At 64.3% G+C, this 17,694-nt stretch carries 21 protein-coding genes and 1 pseudogene; 20 read left to right on the top strand and 2 right to left on the bottom strand.

What is annotated here, in order from left to right:
* Positions 1-34 precede the first annotated feature (34 nt).
* The 7 genes from WH265_RS07060 to WH265_RS07030 all read left to right on the top strand — a co-directional run bounded on the left by WH265_RS07060 (position 35) and on the right by WH265_RS07030 (position 6,452).
* A complete protein-coding gene (locus WH265_RS07060) occupies positions 35-943 on the top strand; it encodes a biotin synthase (protein ID WP_339557783.1) in 909 nt (302 codons plus the stop codon).
* A 298-nt stretch (positions 944-1,241) separates the two neighbouring features.
* Entirely contained in the window at positions 1,242-2,867 is a 1,626-nt protein-coding gene (gene coxB, locus WH265_RS07055; protein ID WP_021026281.1) for a cytochrome c oxidase subunit II, read from the top strand.
* Between the two features lie 39 nt (positions 2,868-2,906).
* Entirely contained in the window at positions 2,907-4,553 is a 1,647-nt protein-coding gene (gene ctaD, locus WH265_RS07050; protein WP_021026280.1) for a cytochrome c oxidase subunit I, read from the top strand.
* On the top strand, positions 4,550-4,657 hold the full coding sequence (locus WH265_RS07045; RefSeq protein WP_021026279.1) for a cytochrome oxidase small assembly protein: 108 nt from the start codon (positions 4,550-4,552) through the stop codon (positions 4,655-4,657). Before ctaD ends, WH265_RS07045 begins: the two co-directional genes overlap by 4 nt.
* A gap of 18 nt (positions 4,658-4,675) precedes the next feature.
* Positions 4,676-5,302, top strand: coding sequence for a cytochrome c oxidase assembly protein (locus WH265_RS07040; protein WP_027010764.1), 627 nt, complete (start codon positions 4,676-4,678; stop codon positions 5,300-5,302).
* Positions 5,302-5,514, top strand: a complete 213-nt coding sequence (locus WH265_RS07035; RefSeq protein ID WP_021026277.1) for a DUF2970 domain-containing protein — start codon at positions 5,302-5,304, stop codon at positions 5,512-5,514. The genes WH265_RS07040 and WH265_RS07035 overlap by 1 nt, the downstream gene beginning before the upstream one ends.
* A 56-nt stretch (positions 5,515-5,570) precedes the next feature.
* Positions 5,571-6,452 carry a cytochrome c oxidase subunit 3 gene (locus tag WH265_RS07030; protein WP_027010763.1) on the top strand — a complete coding sequence of 294 codons (882 nt, stop codon included), beginning with the start codon at positions 5,571-5,573 and terminating at the stop codon, positions 6,450-6,452.
* Positions 6,453-6,478: 26 nt separating this feature from the next.
* Here the strand turns inward: WH265_RS07030 and WH265_RS07025 are convergent, their stop codons facing one another.
* On the bottom strand, positions 6,479-6,697 hold the full coding sequence (locus WH265_RS07025) for a DUF2909 domain-containing protein (RefSeq protein WP_021026275.1): 219 nt from the start codon (positions 6,695-6,697) through the stop codon (positions 6,479-6,481).
* Between the two features lie 203 nt (positions 6,698-6,900).
* Here WH265_RS07025 and WH265_RS07020 point away from each other — a divergent pair, with 203 nt between their 5' ends.
* Genes WH265_RS07020 through WH265_RS07000 form a run of 5 tightly spaced genes read left to right on the top strand, consistent with a single transcriptional unit; the run spans position 6,901 to position 11,090 of the window.
* Positions 6,901-7,725 (top strand): SURF1 family protein, encoded by an 825-nt coding sequence (locus WH265_RS07020; protein ID WP_021026274.1) that lies wholly within the window; start codon positions 6,901-6,903, stop codon positions 7,723-7,725.
* A complete protein-coding gene (locus WH265_RS07015) occupies positions 7,658-8,398 on the top strand; it encodes an SCO family protein (protein ID WP_027010761.1) in 741 nt (246 codons plus the stop codon). The genes WH265_RS07020 and WH265_RS07015 overlap by 68 nt, the downstream gene beginning before the upstream one ends.
* 12 nt (positions 8,399-8,410) lie before the next feature.
* Positions 8,411-9,541, top strand: a complete 1,131-nt coding sequence (locus tag WH265_RS07010; protein WP_339557782.1) for a COX15/CtaA family protein — start codon at positions 8,411-8,413, stop codon at positions 9,539-9,541.
* Positions 9,542-9,574: 33 nt separating this feature from the next.
* Complete coding sequence (gene cyoE / locus WH265_RS07005; protein WP_445228489.1) at positions 9,575-10,474, top strand: heme o synthase; 900 nt, start codon at positions 9,575-9,577, stop codon at positions 10,472-10,474.
* A gap of 7 nt (positions 10,475-10,481) precedes the next feature.
* Positions 10,482-11,090, top strand: a complete 609-nt coding sequence (locus WH265_RS07000; RefSeq protein WP_339557780.1) for an SCO family protein — start codon at positions 10,482-10,484, stop codon at positions 11,088-11,090.
* Between the two features lie 33 nt (positions 11,091-11,123).
* Here the strand turns inward: WH265_RS07000 and WH265_RS06995 are convergent, their stop codons facing one another.
* Positions 11,124-11,954 carry an urease accessory protein UreD gene (locus WH265_RS06995; protein ID WP_339557779.1) on the bottom strand — a complete coding sequence of 277 codons (831 nt, stop codon included), beginning with the start codon at positions 11,952-11,954 and terminating at the stop codon, positions 11,124-11,126.
* A 261-nt stretch (positions 11,955-12,215) separates the two neighbouring features.
* Here WH265_RS06995 and WH265_RS06990 point away from each other — a divergent pair, with 261 nt between their 5' ends.
* From WH265_RS06990 to ureG, 8 genes and pseudogenes are all read left to right on the top strand, one after another.
* Positions 12,216-12,518: an urease subunit gamma gene (locus WH265_RS06990; RefSeq protein ID WP_116924691.1), complete on the top strand. Its 303-nt coding sequence runs from the start codon at positions 12,216-12,218 to the stop codon at positions 12,516-12,518.
* A 33-nt stretch (positions 12,519-12,551) separates the two neighbouring features.
* The gene (locus tag WH265_RS06985; protein WP_339517355.1) at positions 12,552-13,160 is read left to right on the top strand and encodes a HupE/UreJ family protein; all 609 of its coding nucleotides are present in this window, start codon (positions 12,552-12,554) and stop codon (positions 13,158-13,160) included.
* A gap of 14 nt (positions 13,161-13,174) precedes the next feature.
* The gene (locus WH265_RS06980) at positions 13,175-13,483 is read left to right on the top strand and encodes an urease subunit beta (protein ID WP_339557778.1); all 309 of its coding nucleotides are present in this window, start codon (positions 13,175-13,177) and stop codon (positions 13,481-13,483) included.
* A 43-nt stretch (positions 13,484-13,526) separates the two neighbouring features.
* Entirely contained in the window at positions 13,527-15,245 is a 1,719-nt protein-coding gene (gene ureC / locus WH265_RS06975) for an urease subunit alpha (protein WP_339557777.1), read from the top strand.
* Between the two features lie 14 nt (positions 15,246-15,259).
* A complete protein-coding gene (locus tag WH265_RS06970) occupies positions 15,260-15,742 on the top strand; it encodes a GNAT family N-acetyltransferase (RefSeq protein ID WP_339557776.1) in 483 nt (160 codons plus the stop codon).
* 11 nt (positions 15,743-15,753) lie between these two features.
* A pseudogene (gene ureE / locus WH265_RS06965) lies at positions 15,754-16,296 on the top strand (urease accessory protein UreE); the annotation flags it as partial.
* Between the two features lie 2 nt (positions 16,297-16,298).
* Positions 16,299-17,006 (top strand): urease accessory protein UreF, encoded by a 708-nt coding sequence (locus WH265_RS06960; protein WP_339557774.1) that lies wholly within the window; start codon positions 16,299-16,301, stop codon positions 17,004-17,006.
* Positions 17,003-17,662 carry an urease accessory protein UreG gene (gene ureG / locus WH265_RS06955; protein WP_339557773.1) on the top strand — a complete coding sequence of 220 codons (660 nt, stop codon included), beginning with the start codon at positions 17,003-17,005 and terminating at the stop codon, positions 17,660-17,662. Before WH265_RS06960 ends, ureG begins: the two co-directional genes overlap by 4 nt.
* Positions 17,663-17,694 lie beyond the last annotated feature (32 nt).

Raw genomic sequence — 17,694 nt, 5'->3', positions numbered from 1 at the left:
AATAATCTGCGCGCCAAAGCGCAGGTGTTCCCCCATGGCTGAATTTACCGCACCTCCGTCGATCGACCCCAACGCCGCCCATGCCTGGCAGCGGCGCGCGCCTGCGCACAGCCCCTGGCTGCACGAAGAGGTGGGCCGTCGCATGCAAGACCGGCTGCAGTGGATCGTGCAAAAACCAGAGGCCTGGTGCAGCTGGGAGCCCGTATACGGCGGCCTGGAGGCGCACCGGCAGGTGGCCGAGCGCTACCCGGCGGCCGATATCCATATCGTGGAAAGCCGCCCGGCCCATGCCGCGCTGCTGCGCAGCCAGCTGGACAAGCCCTGGTGGGCGCTGAGCCGCTGGCGCCAGGCCAAGCTGCACTGGGGCCTGCCTGCGCCCGCAAGTGTGCAGATGCTCTGGGCCAATATGGCGCTGCACCAGCATCCCAACCCCCAGCAGCTGCTGCAGACCTGGCACCAGAGCCTGGCGGTCAACGGTTTTGTGATGTTTTCCTGTTTCGGGCCCGATACGCTCAAAGAGCTGCGTGCGGCCTATGCCGGCCAGGGCTGGCCCGCTGCCAGTCATGAGTTCACCGACATGCACGACTGGGGTGACATGCTGGTGCAGGCCGGCTTTGCCGAGCCGGTGATGGACATGGAGCGCATCAGCTTGTCGTACTCAGGCGCCGCGCAATTGCGTGCCGAGCTGCGCGAGCTGGGCCGCAACCTGCACCCGGCCCGCTTTGGCGGCCTGCGTGGCCGCCAGTGGCGCAACGAGCTCGATGCCTTGCTGACCGCCAAGCTGGCCGATGCCCAGGAGCAGGGGCGCCTGGTGGTCTCGTTCGAGATCATCTACGGCCATGCCTTCAAGCCCACGCCACGCATGAAGGTGCAGGGCGAGAGCAGCATCAGCGTGCAGGATATGCAGCAGATGCTGCGCCAGGGGCGCCCTGGCGGCGCCTGATGGCTGGGGCCGCCCCTTACGCCTTATGCGCAGGCGGTTGGGTGGCTCGGCAAACGACCTAACATATTCAGCGACTGTCCAGTGTTGGACAGTCGCTGTTGTCAATCTCCTATGATCCCGGGATTGCATGGGTTGCAATCTTGCGCGGTTGCGGCCATGCTCGCTGTAATGACCAAGTGGCATGGGTGCAAGCGGAGATGCACCCGGCGGTGTCTGCACCACGCGGCTGGATGTCTTCCCCACCGACACGCCAGCCTGCCCTACATAACGATGAGAAGATGAGAAGTAAGTGACAACTATGAAAAGTGATTCTCATAAGCTGGCTTCTTGGCTGCTGCTGGTGGCATCTGGCCTCACCTCTGCAGCACATGCGGTGCAAAGTCTTCCCGGCGGCCCGGCCGTTGGGCAGATGAACCTGGCGCCTCCCGTCACCCGAATTGCCCAGGAGCAGCACACGCTGCACTGGATGATGCTCTGGATCTGCACCATCATCTTTGTCGGTGTGTTCGCGGTGATGTTCTATTCCATCTGGAAGCACCGCAAATCCAAGGGGGCGGTGCCCGCCACCTTCCATGAATCGGTCACGGTCGAGGTCACCTGGACGGTGCTGCCCTTCATCATCGTGATCCTGATGGCCTTGCCGGCGACCAAGGTGCTGGTCGCGCAAAAGGACACCACCAATGCCGACCTGACCGTGAAGGTGACCGGCTACCAGTGGAAATGGGGCTACGACTATCTGACCGGCGAAGGCGAGGGCCTGAACTTTATCTCTACGCTGGATAGCGGCCAGCGCGCGATGTCCAACAGCGGTGATGTCTCCAAGGCGCCCAATGACTACCTGCTGCGCGTCGACAAGCCCTTGGTTGTGCCCGTCGACAAGAAGGTGCGCATCATCACCACCGCCGCCGATGTGATCCACTCCTTCATGGTGCCGGCCTTTGGTATCAAGCAGGATGCGATCCCCGGTTTTGTGCGCGACACCTGGTTCCGCGCCGAGAAAACCGGCGACTACTACGGCCAGTGCGCCGAGCTCTGCGGCAAGGAGCATGCCTACATGCCCATCCATGTGAAGGTGCTGTCGGCCAGCGATTACTCCGCATGGGTGGCCGAGCAAAAGAAGTTGCTCGCCGCGCAGGCCGATGACCCCAACAAGGTCTGGGAGCTGGCCGCACTGGTGGCCCGGGGCGAGAAGGTCTATGCCGCCAACTGTGCCGCCTGCCACCAGGCCAACGGCAAGGGGGCTGGCCCCATCAAGGCGCTCGATGGCAGCCCGGTGGTACTGGGCCCCACGGCCGACATGATGCACACGGTGCTCGAGGGCCGCGCCAATGGCGCCATGCCGTCCTGGAAGCAGCTGAGCGATACCGACCTGGCAGCGGTCGTCACCTTTACCAAGAACCACTGGAGCAACAAGACCGGCACCATGGTGCAGCCGGCCCAGTTTGTCGCGGCACGTACCGGCAAATTCCCGGAAGGTGGAGGTTCGGCAGCGGCTGCGCCGGCTGCTGCCCCAGCAGCGGCAGCTGCGGCTTCTGATGCCGGCGCCGCTGCGGCAGCCACCCCTGCAAGTCCTGCCGCCGCCGCACCTGCTGCTGCAGCAACTGCAGAAGCACCGATCTCCCAGGTGCTGTTTGCCAGCGGCAAGAGCGAGCTGGACGGCCAGGCCCAGGAGGCGGTGAAAAAAGCCGCCGCCACGCTGGCCGGCCAAAGCAGCAAGGTGGCGTTGTCCGGGTTTGTCGATGGCACCGGCAATGCCGACCAGAATGCCGAGCTGGCCAAGAAGCGCGCCCAGGCCGTGGCCGAGCTGCTGGTAGCCCAAGGCGTGGCAGAGGCGCGTATCGAGATGCGCAAGCCGCAGACCATTACCGCAGGTGAGGGCGCTGACAGCCAGGCGCGCCGTGTCGATATTGTTGCTGCACCCTAAGGCGTGCAAGCCCTAGAAGAGCCATCGGAGTCAAGATTTATGAGCGCTGTTCTCCCCACAGACCCCAGCCATAGCGACCACGGCCAGGCCGACCATGCCCATGACGACCACCACCATGGTGCGCCCACGGGCTGGCGGCGCTGGGTGTTTGCCACCAACCACAAGGACATCGGCACGCTCTACCTGCTGTTCTCGTTCACCATGCTGATGGTGGGCGGCGTGCTGGCGCTGCTGATCCGTGCCGAGCTGTTCCAGCCCGGGCTGCAGCTGGTCAACCCCGAGCTGTTCAACCAGCTGACGACGATGCACGGGCTGATCATGGTGTTTGGCGCGATCATGCCGGCCTTTGTCGGCTTTGCGAACTGGATGCTGCCGCTGCAGATTGGCGCCAGCGACATGGCCTTTGCGCGCATGAACAACTTCAGCTTCTGGCTGATGATCCCGGCCGGCCTGATGCTGGTGGGCTCGTTCTTCATGCCTGGCGGTGCACCGGCTGCCGGCTGGACCTTGTACGCACCATTGACCCTGCAAATGGGTCCGTCGATGGACACCAGCATCTTTGCGATGCATGTGATGGGTGCCTCTTCCATCATGGGCTCGATCAACATCATCGTCACCATCCTGAACATGCGCGCGCCGGGCATGACCTTGATGAAGATGCCGATGTTTGCCTGGACCTGGCTGATCACCGCCTACCTGCTGATCGCCGTGATGCCGGTGCTGGCGGGCGCGATCACAATGACCCTGACCGACCGCCACTTTGGCACCAGCTTCTTCAACCCCGCTGGCGGTGGTGATCCGGTGATGTACCAGCATATCTTCTGGTTCTTCGGCCACCCCGAGGTCTACATCATGATCTTGCCGGCCTTTGGCATCATCAGCCAGATCGTGCCGGCCTTCAGCCGCAAGAAGCTGTTTGGCTATGCCTCGATGGTCTATGCGGTGGCGGCGATTGCGATCCTGTCCTTCATTGTCTGGGCGCACCACATGTTCACCACCGGCATGCCGGTGACCGGCCAGCTGTTCTTCATGTACGCAACCATGCTGATCTCGGTGCCGACGGCAGTGAAGATCTTTAATTGGGTGGCGACGATGTGGCGCGGCTCGATGACCTTCGAGACGCCGATGCTGTTCTCGGTGGGCTTTATTTTCGTGTTCACGATGGGCGGCTTCACGGGCCTGATCCTGTCGATGGCGCCCATCGATATCCAGCTGCAGGACACCTACTACGTGGTGGCGCACTTCCACTATGTGCTGGTGGCAGGCTCTCTGTTCTCGATGTTTGCCGGCTACTACTACTGGGCGCCCAAGTGGACGGGCGTGATGTATGCCGAGTCGCGCGGCCGCATCCATTTCTGGGGCTCGCTGATCTTCTTCAACATCACCTTCTTCCCGATGCACTTTCTGGGCCTGGCCGGCATGCCACGCCGCTATGCCGACTACCCGATGCAGTTTGCCGACTTCAACATGATTGCCTCGATCGGTGCCTTCGGCTTTGGTCTGATGCAGGTCTACTTCTTTGCCTTTGTGGTCTGGCCTGGCATGCGCCACCGTGGCGAGAAGGCGCCGCAAAAGCCCTGGGAAGGTGCCGAAGGTCTGGAGTGGGAGGTGCCATCGCCCGCGCCTTTCCATACCTTTGAGACCCCGCCCAAGCTGGACGCTACTGCAACCAAGGTGATTGGATGATCACCCCCGCGCAGCGCAAGGCCAACCGGCGACTGGCATGGATTCTGGCGTCGATCGCGCTGGCCTTCTTCATCGGATTTCTCGTAAAAATGACGGTGCTCTAGCAGCACAGGGAGCAGCAGGTGAGCAGACATGCAGACAACGCGAAGATGGTGGGCAAGCTGGCCGTTGTTGCCTTTGGCATGTTTGCCTTTGGCTACGCGCTGATCCCGCTGTACAAGCGCATCTGCGAGGTCACGGGCATCAACATCCTGGCGCTGACCGAGCGCGATGTGCCGGGCAACGGCACGGCCGGCAAGAACGTCAAGCTCAACAGCCAGGTCGACGAAAGCCGCACCATCATCGTCGAGTTCGACGCGAATGCGCGTGGGCCCTGGAGCTTCAAACCGGCGGTGCGCACGATGCAGGTACACCCCGGCGCGCTGAGCACGGTGATGTACGAGTTCCGCAACGAGCAGGACCACCGCATGTCGGCCCAGGCGATTCCCAGCTATGCGCCCAAGCAGGCCGCGCCCTATTTCAACAAGCTCGAATGCTTTTGCTTCAACCAGTACACCCTGGAGCCCGGTGAGCGCAAGGAATGGCCAGTGGCCTTTGTGATCGACCCCAAGCTGTCCAAGGATGTGACGACGATCACCTTGTCCTACACCTTCTTTGAGGTCGGTGGCCGCATCCCGGCGGCACCTGCGTCGACGGCGGTGCTGGCGCCTGCGGTGCAGGGCGCCGGGGTGCAGGCAGGGGCATCCTGATGGCCAGCGCGCCCGGCCCGCAACCGCCGCGCAAGGGCAATCTCTGGCGCACGGTCAAGGCTGTGGCTTGGTCTTTTTTGGGGGTGCGCAAGGGGTCGGAATGGCAAGAGGATGGCGTGCAGATCACGCCACTGCAGGTGATTGCCGTGGGTTTGGTGGCGATCTTCCTGTTTGTGCTGGGGTTGATGGCCCTGGTGCAATGGTTGGTTTGATGCCAGTATTGGCATCGCGGAAGAATGAATCAATAAACGAAATACCAGGAGCAGCGATGAGTGCGACTTCCCATGGCACCACACCGTACTACTATGTTCCGGCCGAGTCCCGCCACCCGGTGATGGCGGCCATTGGCCTGGGCTTTGTCATTGCCGGCGCCGGCAACTGGGTCAATGGCCACACCTGGGGCATGTACCTGCTCTTTGTCGGCATTGCCTGGTGGCTGTTTGTGCTGTACCAGTGGTTTGGCGATGCGATCCGCGAAAGCGAGCAGGGCCTCTACAGCCACCGCATCGACCTGTCCTACCGCTGGAGCATGAGCTGGTTCATCTTCTCGGAGGTGATGTTCTTCGGCGCCTTCTTTACTGCGCTGTGGTGGGCACGGGCCCATTCGCTGCCGGCGCTGGGCAGCCTGGACAATGCCATTCTCTGGCCCGATTTCAAGGCCGTGTGGCCCAGCGTGGAAATGGGCGCGACTGCCTCGCCTGCGGGCATCGTCGAGCCGTTCCAGACCGTGGGCCCTTTCTGGCTGCCCACCATCAATACCGCGCTGCTGCTGACCTCGGGCGTTACCTTGACCATCGCCCACCATGCCTTGCAGGCCGACCAGCGCAGCAAGTGCATCCGCTTCATGTGGATGACCGTGGTGCTGGGCATCGTCTTCCTCTGCGTGCAGGGCTATGAGTACTTCCACCTCTACACTGAGCTGAACCTCAAGCTCAACTCCGGCACCTACGGCTCCACCTTCTACATGCTGACGGGCTTCCACGGCTTGCATGTGTTTATCGGCATGCTGATGCTGCTGGTCATCACCTTGCGGCTGCAAAAAGGCCATTTCACCGCCAAGAAGCACTTTGGCTTTGAGGGCGCCGCCTGGTACTGGCACTTTGTCGATGTGGTCTGGCTGGGCCTCTATATCCTCGTGTACTGGATGTAGTTGGGGTGGGGGTGCTGCTGAGGGCCTCAAGCCCCCAGCGGTATGCCATGGGGCTGCAGGTAGCCCAGCTTCCAGGCCAGCAGAATGCCGGCAAACACCAGCACCGACAGCGCAATGCGCAAGGTCAGCGCCCAGGCCATGCGCTTGCTGCCGGTGCCCGACTGGTTGCCGCGCAGCATGAAAAGCCCGGCCGCTGCCAGGCAGGCCAGTATCACGACAAAGGCGAGTGCGATGAGCAGGTGCATGGTGCTGTCCTCAGGGTGGTCTCGGTGTTCTTGGCGTGCGCTGCGAGTCACTTCGAACGGCGCTCTGGCGCCCGGCGCAGCAAACCCATTGTGCGGCAGCGCCAGACGGGGCGCTATCGGCCTGCACCCCAATAGCCTCTCCCCGCAGTATCTTGGCCAGCGCGCTGCTGGCTGCCGCGCTCTGCACCGGGTATAAACAGTCTATGCCTGCGCCTTCTGCTTCCTCCTCCATCGCCAAGACCCCTACGGAGCGCCGAGCCCAGCTGCGTTTTGTGCTGATCACCGTTGCGGCAGCAGCCTCGATGCTGCTGACCGCCTCGCTGGGGTTCTGGCAGCTGCGCCGCGCCGATGAGAAGCTGGCCTACCAGGCGCAGCTCGATGCGCGTGCAGCCCTGCCGGCGCTGGACGGGGCGAGCTTGCTGCAGCCCCTGGCTGAGGCCGAGCGTGCCAGCCTGCAGCACCGCCAGGTGGTGCTGCGTGGCGAATGGCTGCCACAGTACACGGTCTACCTGGACAACCGCCAGATGCAGGCGCGCCCGGGTTTTTATGTGCTGACACCACTGCGCCTGGCCGGCCCGGTAGCGCCAGGCCAGCCGCAGACCGTGCTGGTGCAGCGGGGCTGGGCGCCGCGCAATTTTGAAGACCGCCTGGCGCTGCCGCAGGTGCAAACGCCTGGCGGTAGCGTGCAAGTGCAGGGCCGGGTGGCGGGCCAGCCGGCGCGCCTTTTGGAGCTGCAGACGTCCGCCGCGCACCCAGGGGTTTCCCGAATCCGGCAGAATCTCGATACCGATGCTTACGCGCAGGAGACCGGCCTGCCCTTGGCTGCAGTCACCGTGGTGCAGACCGGGCCGGCCAGCGAGGGCCTGCTGCGCGACTGGCCCGTAGTAGGCAGCGGCGTGGAAAAGCATTATGGTTATGCATTTCAATGGTTTGGTCTGTGTAGCCTGATTGCGATCCTCTATGTCTGGTTCCAAATTGTCCGACGTGTCCTTCGACGCCGCAGCCACCCAGGCGCCGCCGCCCGCTGATGAGGCGCTGCTGGGCCTGACCGTGCATGGCCTGCCGCCTGCCGAGCAGGCTGAAGCGGCGCTGGAGGAGGCCGAGCGCTCGCGCAGTGGCCGCCTCAAGATGCTGCTGGTGCTGCTGGTCTGTGCGGCGCCGGTGATCGCGTCCTACTTCACCTACTACGTGATCCGGCCCGAGGGGCGGCGCAATTTTGGCGAGCTGGTGGGCCAGCAGCCGACGATTCCGGCCGCAAAGGTCAAGACCCTGGACGGCCAGCCGTTTGAGCTGCAAAGCCTCAAGGGCCAGTGGCTGCTGCTGAGTGCTTCGGGCGCGGCCTGCGACGAGGTCTGCCAGAACAACCTCTACCTGCAGCGCCAGCTGCGCGAGAGCCTGGGCCGCGAGAAGGACCGGCTGGACTGGGTCTGGCTGGTGACCGACGACGGCGAGCCGCCGCCAGCCTTGCGCACGGCACTGGACCAGGCCACCGTGCTGCGGGTGCCCCAGGCGCTGGTGGCCCAGTGGCTGCAGCCGGCAGCCGGCCAGCAGCTGGGCGAACATTTGTACGTGGTGGACCCGCTGGGCCACTGGATGATGCGTTTTCCTGCCCAGCTCAGCCGCTCCGATGCGGCCAAGGCGCGCAAGGATCTGGAGCGGCTGCTGCGCGCGTCGTCGAGTTGGGACAAGGAAGGGCGGTAGTGGATAGCTAGCATGACATCGCAGGATTTATATGATTTCGCGCCGCTGGCGCGTGTGTTGCTGACCGGGGCCATCATTGCGCTGGGCCCCATCGTCTGGATTTGGTGGCGCCACCGCGGTGCCACGCCGCTCAAGCGCCTGCAGGTGCTGGCGGTGCTGACCCTGTTCCTGTCCTTTGACCTGGTGATGTTTGGCGCCTTTACGCGCCTGACCGATTCGGGCCTGGGCTGCCCGGACTGGCCGGGCTGCTACGGCAGTGCCAGCCCGATTGGCGCGCATGCCGAGATCTCTGCCGCGCAAGAGGCCATGCCGACCGGCCCGGTGACCTATGGCAAGGCCTGGGTGGAAATGATCCACCGCTACCTGGCCACCGCCGTGGGCGGCCTCATCATTGTGCTCACTGCCAGTGCCTGGCTGCAGCGCAAACGCCGGGGTCCGCAGCCGATCAGCCCGTGGTGGCCGACCGCCACCCTGGTCTGGGTGCTGATCCAGGGGGCCTTTGGCGCGCTCACGGTGACGATGAAGCTGTTCCCGGCGATCGTCACCTTGCACCTGCTGGGCGGCACCGTGCTCTTGATGCTATTAACCGTGCAGGCAACGCGCCACACGCAATTTGCCGATAATCTAGGGTTAGTCCCAGTGCCGCGCCTGTTGCGCGGCCTGGTGGCGGTCACGGCGCTGCTGGTGTTTGCGCAGGTGACCCTGGGTGGCTGGGTCAGTACCAACTATGCGGTGCTGGCCTGCACCAGCTTTCCCATGTGCAATGGCGCCTGGTGGCCGGCGATGAACTTTGACGGGTTCCAGATCTGGCGCCCGCTGGGCTTTCTGGCCGACGGTGCGCACATCAGCTATGAAGCGCTGGTGGCCATCCACTACATGCACCGGCTGTTTGCCTACCTGGTGATTGCCGCCTTGCTGTGGCTGGGCTGGGCCCTGCGCACGGTGCCGCTGCTGCGGCAGCAGCGCCGCTGGCTCGTGGGCCTGACGCTGCTGCAATTTGCCACGGGACTGTCGAATGTGGTGCTGGACTGGCCGATGCTGGCGGCCGTTTTGCACACCGGGGGCGCTGCCGCCATCATGGTGGTGCTGACCTGGATCTGGTGTACTGCGGGCCCTGAACCTGCCCGCAGTGCTGCGAGTTGATGACGCTGTATGGAACAAAGACTGAGTGCCCCGATGACCGAACTTGCCGCAACGCCAATGCCGAACCGCTTTGCGCAGTTCTATGCATTGACCAAACCCAAGGTGGTGCAGCTGATTGTGTTTTGCGCACTGATCGGCATGGTGCTGGCCGTGCCGGGTGTGCCCACCGGCGCCGAGCTGCTGCGCATGGCCGTCGCCTGTGCGGGCATCTGGCTGGTGGCGGGGGCCGCAGCGGCCTTCAACTGCCTGGTGGAGCAGAGCATCGATGCGCGCATGAAGCGCACCGCCTGGCGCCCCACCGCGCGCGGCGAGCTGTCCAACATGCAGACCCTGATGTTTTCTGCCGGGCTGTGCATCGCCGGCTCGGCCATTCTGATCGTCTGGATCAATGCCATCACCATGTGGCTGACCTTTGCGACCTTTGTCGGTTATGCCGTCATCTACACGGTGATCCTCAAGCCGCTGACGCCGCAGAACATCGTGATCGGTGGCGCATCGGGTGCGATGCCCCCCGTGCTGGGCTGGGCCGCGATGACCGGCGACGTCTCGCCCCAGGCGCTGTTGCTGTTTTTGATCATCTTCCTGTGGACGCCGCCGCACTTCTGGGCACTGGCGCTGTACCGGGTCGAGGACTACCGCAAGTCCGGCCTGCCGATGCTGCCGGTCACCCATGGGAACTATTACACCCGCGTGCAGGTCTTGCTCTACACCGTGGTCTTGTTTGCCGCCGGCCTGCTGCCCTTCATCATCCAGATGAGCTCCTGGATCTACCTGGTGGCTGCCGTGGTGCTGGGTGCCGGGTTCTTTGGCTATGCCTTTGCGCTGTGGCGCAATTACTCCGATGCGCTGGCGCGCAAGACTTTCCGTTTTTCGCTGGTCTACCTCAGCCTGCTGTTTGTGGCGCTGTTGGTTGACCACTATGTGAGCTGGTAAATCTGCAATGAACAAGCGCAATGCCCTTCGCTGGCTGGCGGGCTCGGCCATGCTGGCCTCGGCCGCCGGTGTCCTCTCCGCCTGTAAATCCAAGGCCGATTTCAACGCCATCGACCTGACCGGCAGCAAGGAGTATGGGCAGGATTTCTCTATGCCCGACCAGCATGGCCAGCGCCGCAGCATGGCGGATTTCAAGGGCAAGGTCGTGCTGGTGTTCTTTGGCTTTACCCAGTGCCCCGATGTCTGCCCGACCACCTTGGGCGACCTGGCGGCCGTCAAGCAAAAGCTCGGCGCCAAGGGTGACAAGCTGCAGGTGATCTTTGCATCGGTCGATCCCTCCCGCGACACGCCCGAGATTCTGCAGGCCTACCTCGCCAACTTTGACCCCAGCTTTCTGGCGCTGCGCGGCAGCGACGAGGAAACGGCCAAGATGGCCAAGGACTTCAAGGTTTACTACAAGCGGGTCGAGGGCCAGACCCCGGGCAGCTACACGATGGACCATACCGCGGGCGACTACATCTTCGACCCGGAAGGCCGCCTGCGTTTGTACAGCCGCTATGGCACCCCGGTCGATACGCTCGCCAAGGATATCGAACAGCTGATCGACGGCGCTTAATCGCGCGGGGCAAGCAGCCCCTTTGAACAGGTCTTACATCGACCAGATACGCGGCCGCTGCGCCGGCAAGCCCCAGAGGCTGCTGCGCCAGTGGCCCCAGACCGTCTTCCACAGCTGCATAGCGGGCTCCACCACGGGCGCCAGACCACGCAGCACCAGCATGTGCTCGTTCGGTGCAGTCACGCCCGCGATCACCTCTGCAGGCGCGGCTTCCAGCAACAGTTGGGTGCTCTCCAGCAGCGCTTCGCGTTGCGCGCGGGTGATCGGTGAGCCGCTGGCATAGAGCAAGCTGCCCATGCAGCGCTGGCCCGCCAGGCCCAGCCGGCCGTTGAGCAGCAACTCATCATCGGCCCGGATGCGGCCCCGTTCCAGAAAATGCCCCGGCCAGGCGATGTGCTGTGAAAACACGCCCTGGGTAAAGGGCTGGCCGGCCAGCGGCAGGCCCAGCGCGGTGATGTCCCAGGTCAGCAGCTCCGCTCCCGGTGCCAGTTCCATCTGCAGCTCGTTCGCCGCATCGCAGGCGTTATAGGCAATGGCCTCCAGCGGCAGCCATTCCAGCCGGGCGCCGGCCTGCAGCTTAAGGCGGGTGCGCTGCAAGGCCGGCTGGCCATTGCTCTTGTAAAAGCGCGTTGCGCCCGGCGTGGTGATGAGCGCATGCGCGCCTGCCGCCACCTCGACCGAGATATCCAGCACATCGCCCCCCACCAGGCCGCCGGGCGGGTGCACCAGCACGTTGTGGCAAATGCCCGGGCCTTCGGGGTAGAGGCTTTTGAGAATGCGCAGCGGGCCATCGTGGCTGAACTGCACCGAGGTCTTGCCGGCTTGCTGGCCGTAGCGCAGGTCTAGTTGGGAATGCCAGCTCATGGCTGCGGCTGGTGCTGAATGCCCGCTGGCCAGCAGGGCCCAAGGGCCGGGATCGGAGGTGAGTAGGGTGCACAAGACATGGCTGGGGTTTTGCAAGCCACGTGCCAGGAACTGCACCGCCCTGGGGTGCTGGCTGTGCTGAATTGGTGCATGCGCGGCAGGTCTGCATGCTTGTGGTGCAATGAGCAGAGGATGCAGCACGGAAAGCGTGCATGCTCTGCCGCTGCAGCCCCTTGGCATGTGCCTTGCTTTGCACTAGGTATGGAACTGACACCTCGCGAAAAAGACAAGCTGCTGATCTTTACCGCCGCCTTGCTGGCCGAGCGGCGCCTGGCCCGGGGGCTCAAGCTGAACTACCCCGAGGCGGTGGCGCTGATCAGCGCCTTTGTGATGGAGGGCGCGCGCGATGGCAAGACCGTTGCCCAGCTGATGAGCGCTGGCCGCACGGTGCTCACGCGCGCCGATGTGATGGAGGGCATCCCCGAGATGATTGCCGATATCCAGATCGAGGCGACCTTTCCCGATGGCACCAAGCTCGTCACCGTGCATGAGCCCATTGTCTGAATCCCCTCTTTTCCCTTGCGCAAGCCTAGCACCATGAACTTCAAGAAACTCTCTGCCACCGTGGCGGCTGCCGCTGCCGCCTTGCCTCTGTCCGCACTTGCCCATGTGGGCAGCGACGGCGGCGGCCACCATGGCTTTTTGAGCAGCTTTGGCCATGCCTTTGCCCACCCGTTTACCGGCGCGGACCATATGGCGGCCATGCTGGCCGTGGGCGCCTGGAGTGCGCTGACGGTGACGCCCGCCTGGCGCGCACCGGCCGCCTTTGTGGCCCTGCTGGTAGCGGGGGCGTTGGCGGGTTTTGCGGGCCTGTGGGTGCCGGGTGTGGAGCCGATGATTGCTGCGTCCGTCTTGGTGCTGGGCCTGTTGGTAGCAGTGCAAAAGCAGATGCCCTGGGTGCTGGCCGCTGCGCTGGCGGGTGTGTTTGCGTTTTTCCATGGCGCAGCCCATGGGTTCGAACTGGCAGCGGATACAGGCTGGGCCTCTGTGGGTGCCTTGGCGGGCATGGCGCTGGGCTCGGCCCTGCTGCATGTCGGCGGCATGGTGCTGGGCAAGGCCCTGATGCAGCGCCACCGCTGGCTGGCCAAGCTGGCGGGCGGCGCCACCGCGGTCTTGGGCGCAGCCATGCTGACGCGCCTGGCCTGACGAGGAGCAGCACGATGATCCCAGGTGAACTGCTGCTGGATGACGGCGAACATGTGCTGAACCCGGGGCGCCGCACCGCCACGCTGGTGGTGAACAACGCCAGCGACCGGCCCATCCAGGTCGGCTCGCACTACCACTTTGCCGAGACCAATGCCGGCCTGGTCTTTGACCGCCAGGCGGCCCATGGCATGCGCCTGCATATTGCCAGCGGCATGGCGGTGCGCTTTGAGCCGGGCCAGCAGCGTACGGTGGAGCTGGTGGACCTTGGCGGTGACCGGCAGATCTACGGCTTTCGCGGCCTGGTGCAAGGGGCGCTGGAATGAGGCCCGGCATGCTGTGCCAGCGTTCTAAGACAGGATGGTTCTGATGGCAACAATGGACAGACGCGCATACGCAGAGACCTATGGGCCCACGGTGGGTGACCGCCTGCGCCTGGCCGATACCGAACTGGTCGTGCAGGTGGAGCAGGACTTCACCCTGCGCGCGGGCGGCTATGGCGAAGAGGTGAAGTTTGGCGGTGGCAAGACCATCCGTGATGGCATGGCGCAAAGCCAGCGCAGCAGTGCGCAGGGCGCGATGGACACGGTGCTGACCAATGCGCTGATCATCGACCACTGGGGCATCGTCAAGGCGGACATCGGCCTCAAAGCGGGCCGCATTGCCGCGATTGGCAAGGCGGGCAACCCGGACACGCAGCCGGGGGTGGACATCATCATCGGCCCGGGCACCGAGATCATCAGCTGCGAAGGCATGGTCGTGACCGCTGGCGGCATCGATACGCATATCCACTTCATCGCGCCCCAGCAGATCGAGGAGGCGCTGACCAGTGGCGTGACGACGATGATTGGCGGCGGCACCGGCCCGGCCACCGGCACCTTTGCGACGACCTGCACGCCCGGCGCCTGGAACATGGAGCGCATGCTGCAGGCGGCCGATGCCTTCCCGATGAACCTGGGTTTTCTGGGCAAGGGCAATGCGAGCTTGCCGCTGGCCCTGCATGAGCAGATCGATGCCGGCGCGATTGGCCTCAAGCTGCACGAGGACTGGGGCAGCACGCCAGCGGCCATCGACAACTGCCTGGACGTGGCCGAGCTCACCGACACCCAGGTGGCGATCCATACCGATACGTTGAACGAAAGCGGCTTTGTCGAAGACACGGTGGCCGCGTTCAAAGGCCGCACCATCCATACCTTCCACACCGAAGGCGCGGGCGGCGGCCATGCGCCGGACATTTTGAAGGTGGTAGGCGAGAGCAATGTGCTGCCCAGCTCCACCAACCCGACGCGGCCCTACACGATCAACACGCTCGACGAGCATGTGGACATGCTGATGGTCTGCCACCACCTCGATGCCGGCATTGCCGAGGACCTGGCCTTTGCCGAAAGCCGCATCCGCAAGGAAACCATTGCGGCCGAAGACATCCTGCACGACATCGGCGCCATCAGCATGTTCAGCTCCGACAGCCAGGCCATGGGCCGGGTGGGTGAGGTGATCCTGCGCACCTGGCAGACGGCGCACAAGATGAAACAGCAGCGCGGCGCCCTCCCGGGCGACAGCGAGCGGCATGACAACTTCCGCATCAAGCGCTATATCGCCAAGTACACCATCAACCCGGCCATCGCCCATGGCATCAGCCATGAGGTGGGCAGCCTGGAAGTGGGCAAGTGGGCCGATATCGTCATCTGGAAGCCGGCCTTTTTTGGCGTCAAGCCCAGCTGCATCCTCAAGGGCGGCTTTATCGCGATGGCGGCCATGGGTGACCCCAATGCCTCGATCCCGACGCCGCAGCCGGTGCACTACCGCCCGATGTTTGGTGCCTTTGGCGGGGCGATTGCCAGGACCTCGCTGACCTTTGTCTCGCAAGCGGGCCTGGCTGCTGGCATCGGCCAGCGCTTTGGCCTGGCCAAGACCTTGTCTGCCGTCAAAGGCATACGCGGTCTGCAAAAGCAGCACATGGTGCACAACGACCTGGCGCCGCACATGGAGGTGGATGCCCAGACCTATGCGGTGCGCGCCGATGGCCAGCTGCTGAGCTGCGAGCCAGCCAGCAGCCTGCCGATGGCCCAGCGTTATTTTCTGTTTTGAACTGGTAAGCACCCATGGCAAGACCATTGATTTTCAAGCTGGACCCCGTGACCGACGCGCGCGTGCTGGCCTTTTTGGAAGCGCACCTGAGCGATATGCGCCGCATCTCGCCGCCCGAGAGCGTGCATGCGCTCGACCCCGAGCAGCTGCGCGCGCCTGGGCTGCAGCTGTGGACCGGCTGGACCGCCGCGCAAGAGCCCAAGGCCTTGGTCGCCACCTGCGCGCTCAAGATCCTGGATGCGGGCCACCTGGAGCTCAAATCGATGCGGGTGGAGGCGGCGCAACGCGGCTCAGGTGCTGCCCAGCAGGTGCTGGACCATGTGCTGGCCCAGGCCCGCGCGATGGGGGCCAGGCGCATCAGCCTGGAGACGGGCACCGAGGCCTTTTTTGCACCGGCGCGCCGTTTTTACGCGCGCAATGGCTTTGTGGACTGCGCACCGTTTGGCAGCTACCAGCCCGATCCGAACAGCTGCTTTATGCGCCTGGAGCTGCCATGACGGACGGGGCGATGCTGCAAGTCTCCAAATGCCTGCCCGCTGGCCAGGGCCTGGCACCTGCCTTGCGCAAGCGCGCGAGCTTTGTCGAGCTGGACTGGGATGTGCGCCAGAAGTCGCGCTTCTCGGCCACCGACAGCAGCGGCCGGGCGCTGGCGATTTTTCTGCCACGCGGCCAGGCCGTGCGCGGTGGCGATGTGCTGGTCGCCGAAGATGGCTCGGTGATTCTCGTGCGGGCCGCGCCGCAGAAAGTGCTGCATATCAGTGCCTGCGCGCAGCATGGCTCGGCCTTTGACCTGATGCGCGCCGCTTACCACCTGGGCAACCGCCATGTGCCCATCGAGCTGCAGCCCGACCACCTCAAGATCGAGCCCGACCATGTGCTGGCCGACATGCTGCGCAGCATGCACATGACCGTGGTTGAGGCGGAGCTGCCCTTTGAGCCGGAAGGCGGCGCCTATGGCGGCCATGTCACCAACGATGGCCACAGCCACCATGGACATGGGCATGCGCACAGCCATGACCACGGGCATGACCATGCCCATCCGCACCACCACGGATGAGCATGCAACCCCTCAGCCTGTCGCCCGCCAGCTTTTTGCAGCTGATGTGGCTGGCCTCGCCGGCTTTGCCGATCGGCGGCTTCTCCTATTCGGAGGGGCTGGAGGCGGGCGTGAATGCCGCGCTGGTCGGCAACGAGGCGCAGGCAGCAGACTGGATTGCCGAGCAGCTGCAGCTGAGCCAGGCCCGGGGTGATATGGCGGTACTGGCCCAGGCCATGCAGGCCTGGCACAGCGATGAGCGCGCGCGCCTGGTGGCCCTCAACGCCTGGGTGCTGCAGACGCGCGAGAGCAGCGAGCTGCGCCTGCAGACCGAGCAGATGGGCCGCTCGCTGGTGGCCTGGTTGCAGAACCGCTATGCCGATGATGGCGAGGCCTTGGTCCTGGTGAACTGGCTGGCGGCCGAGGATGCGAGTTATCCGCTGGCCTTTGCGCTGGCCGCGCACCTGGCGGGCGCAGGCGCGCGTGATGCGCTGCTCGCCTATGCCTTTGGCTGGGCTGAGAACATGGTGCAGGCAGCGATCAAATCGGTACCGCTGGGCCAGAGCGCCGGCCAGCGCATTTTGGCGCGGCTGGCAGAGGCGATACCGGCGGCGGCCGAGCATGCGCTGGCGCTGGGCGATGACGAACGCCAGGCTTTTTCTCCGATGCTGGCCATTCTCTCGGCCCGGCATGAACACCAATATTCACGGCTTTTTCGATCATGAGCACTGCACTGCACCACATTCCCCACCGCAGCAAAAAGCTGCCTCCGTTGCGCGTTGGTATCGGCGGGCCCGTGGGCTCGGGCAAGACCACCATCTTGGAGATGCTGTGCAAGGCCATGCGCGACAAATGGGACCTGATCGCCATCACCAACGACATCTACACCAAGGAAGACCAGCGCCTGCTGACCGTCAGCGGCGCGCTGCCGGCCGAGCGCATCATGGGCGTGGAGACGGGCGGCTGCCCGCACACGGCGATCCGCGAGGATGCCTCGATCAACCTCGAAGCGATTGACCGCATGCTGGGCCAGTTTCCCGATGCCGATATCGTGTTTATCGAATCGGGCGGCGACAACCTGGCTGCCACCTTCAGCCCCGAGCTGTCGGACCTGACCATCTATGTGATCGATGTGGCGGCTGGCGAGAAGATTCCGCGCAAGGGCGGCCCCGGTATCACCAAGAGCGATCTGTTTGTGATCAACAAGACCGATCTCGCGCCCTATGTGGGTGCCAACCTGGAGGTGATGCGCAGCGACACCGAGCGCATGCGCAGCGGCCCCAAGGGCACCAAGCCCTTTGTGATGACCAACCTGAAGACGCTCGATGGCCTGGACGAGGTGGTGACCTTTATCGAAAAGCAGGGGCTGCTGCTGGGCTGAGTTGCCGTACCGAGGGCATCAGTTCTGGGGCG

The sequence above is a fragment of the Comamonas sp. MYb396 genome, assembly GCF_037479555.1.
Lineage (GTDB): Bacteria > Pseudomonadota > Gammaproteobacteria > Burkholderiales > Burkholderiaceae_C > Comamonas.
The sequence above is the reverse complement of the archived record's forward strand: the minus strand, read 5'-3'. Positions and strand labels throughout refer to the sequence as shown.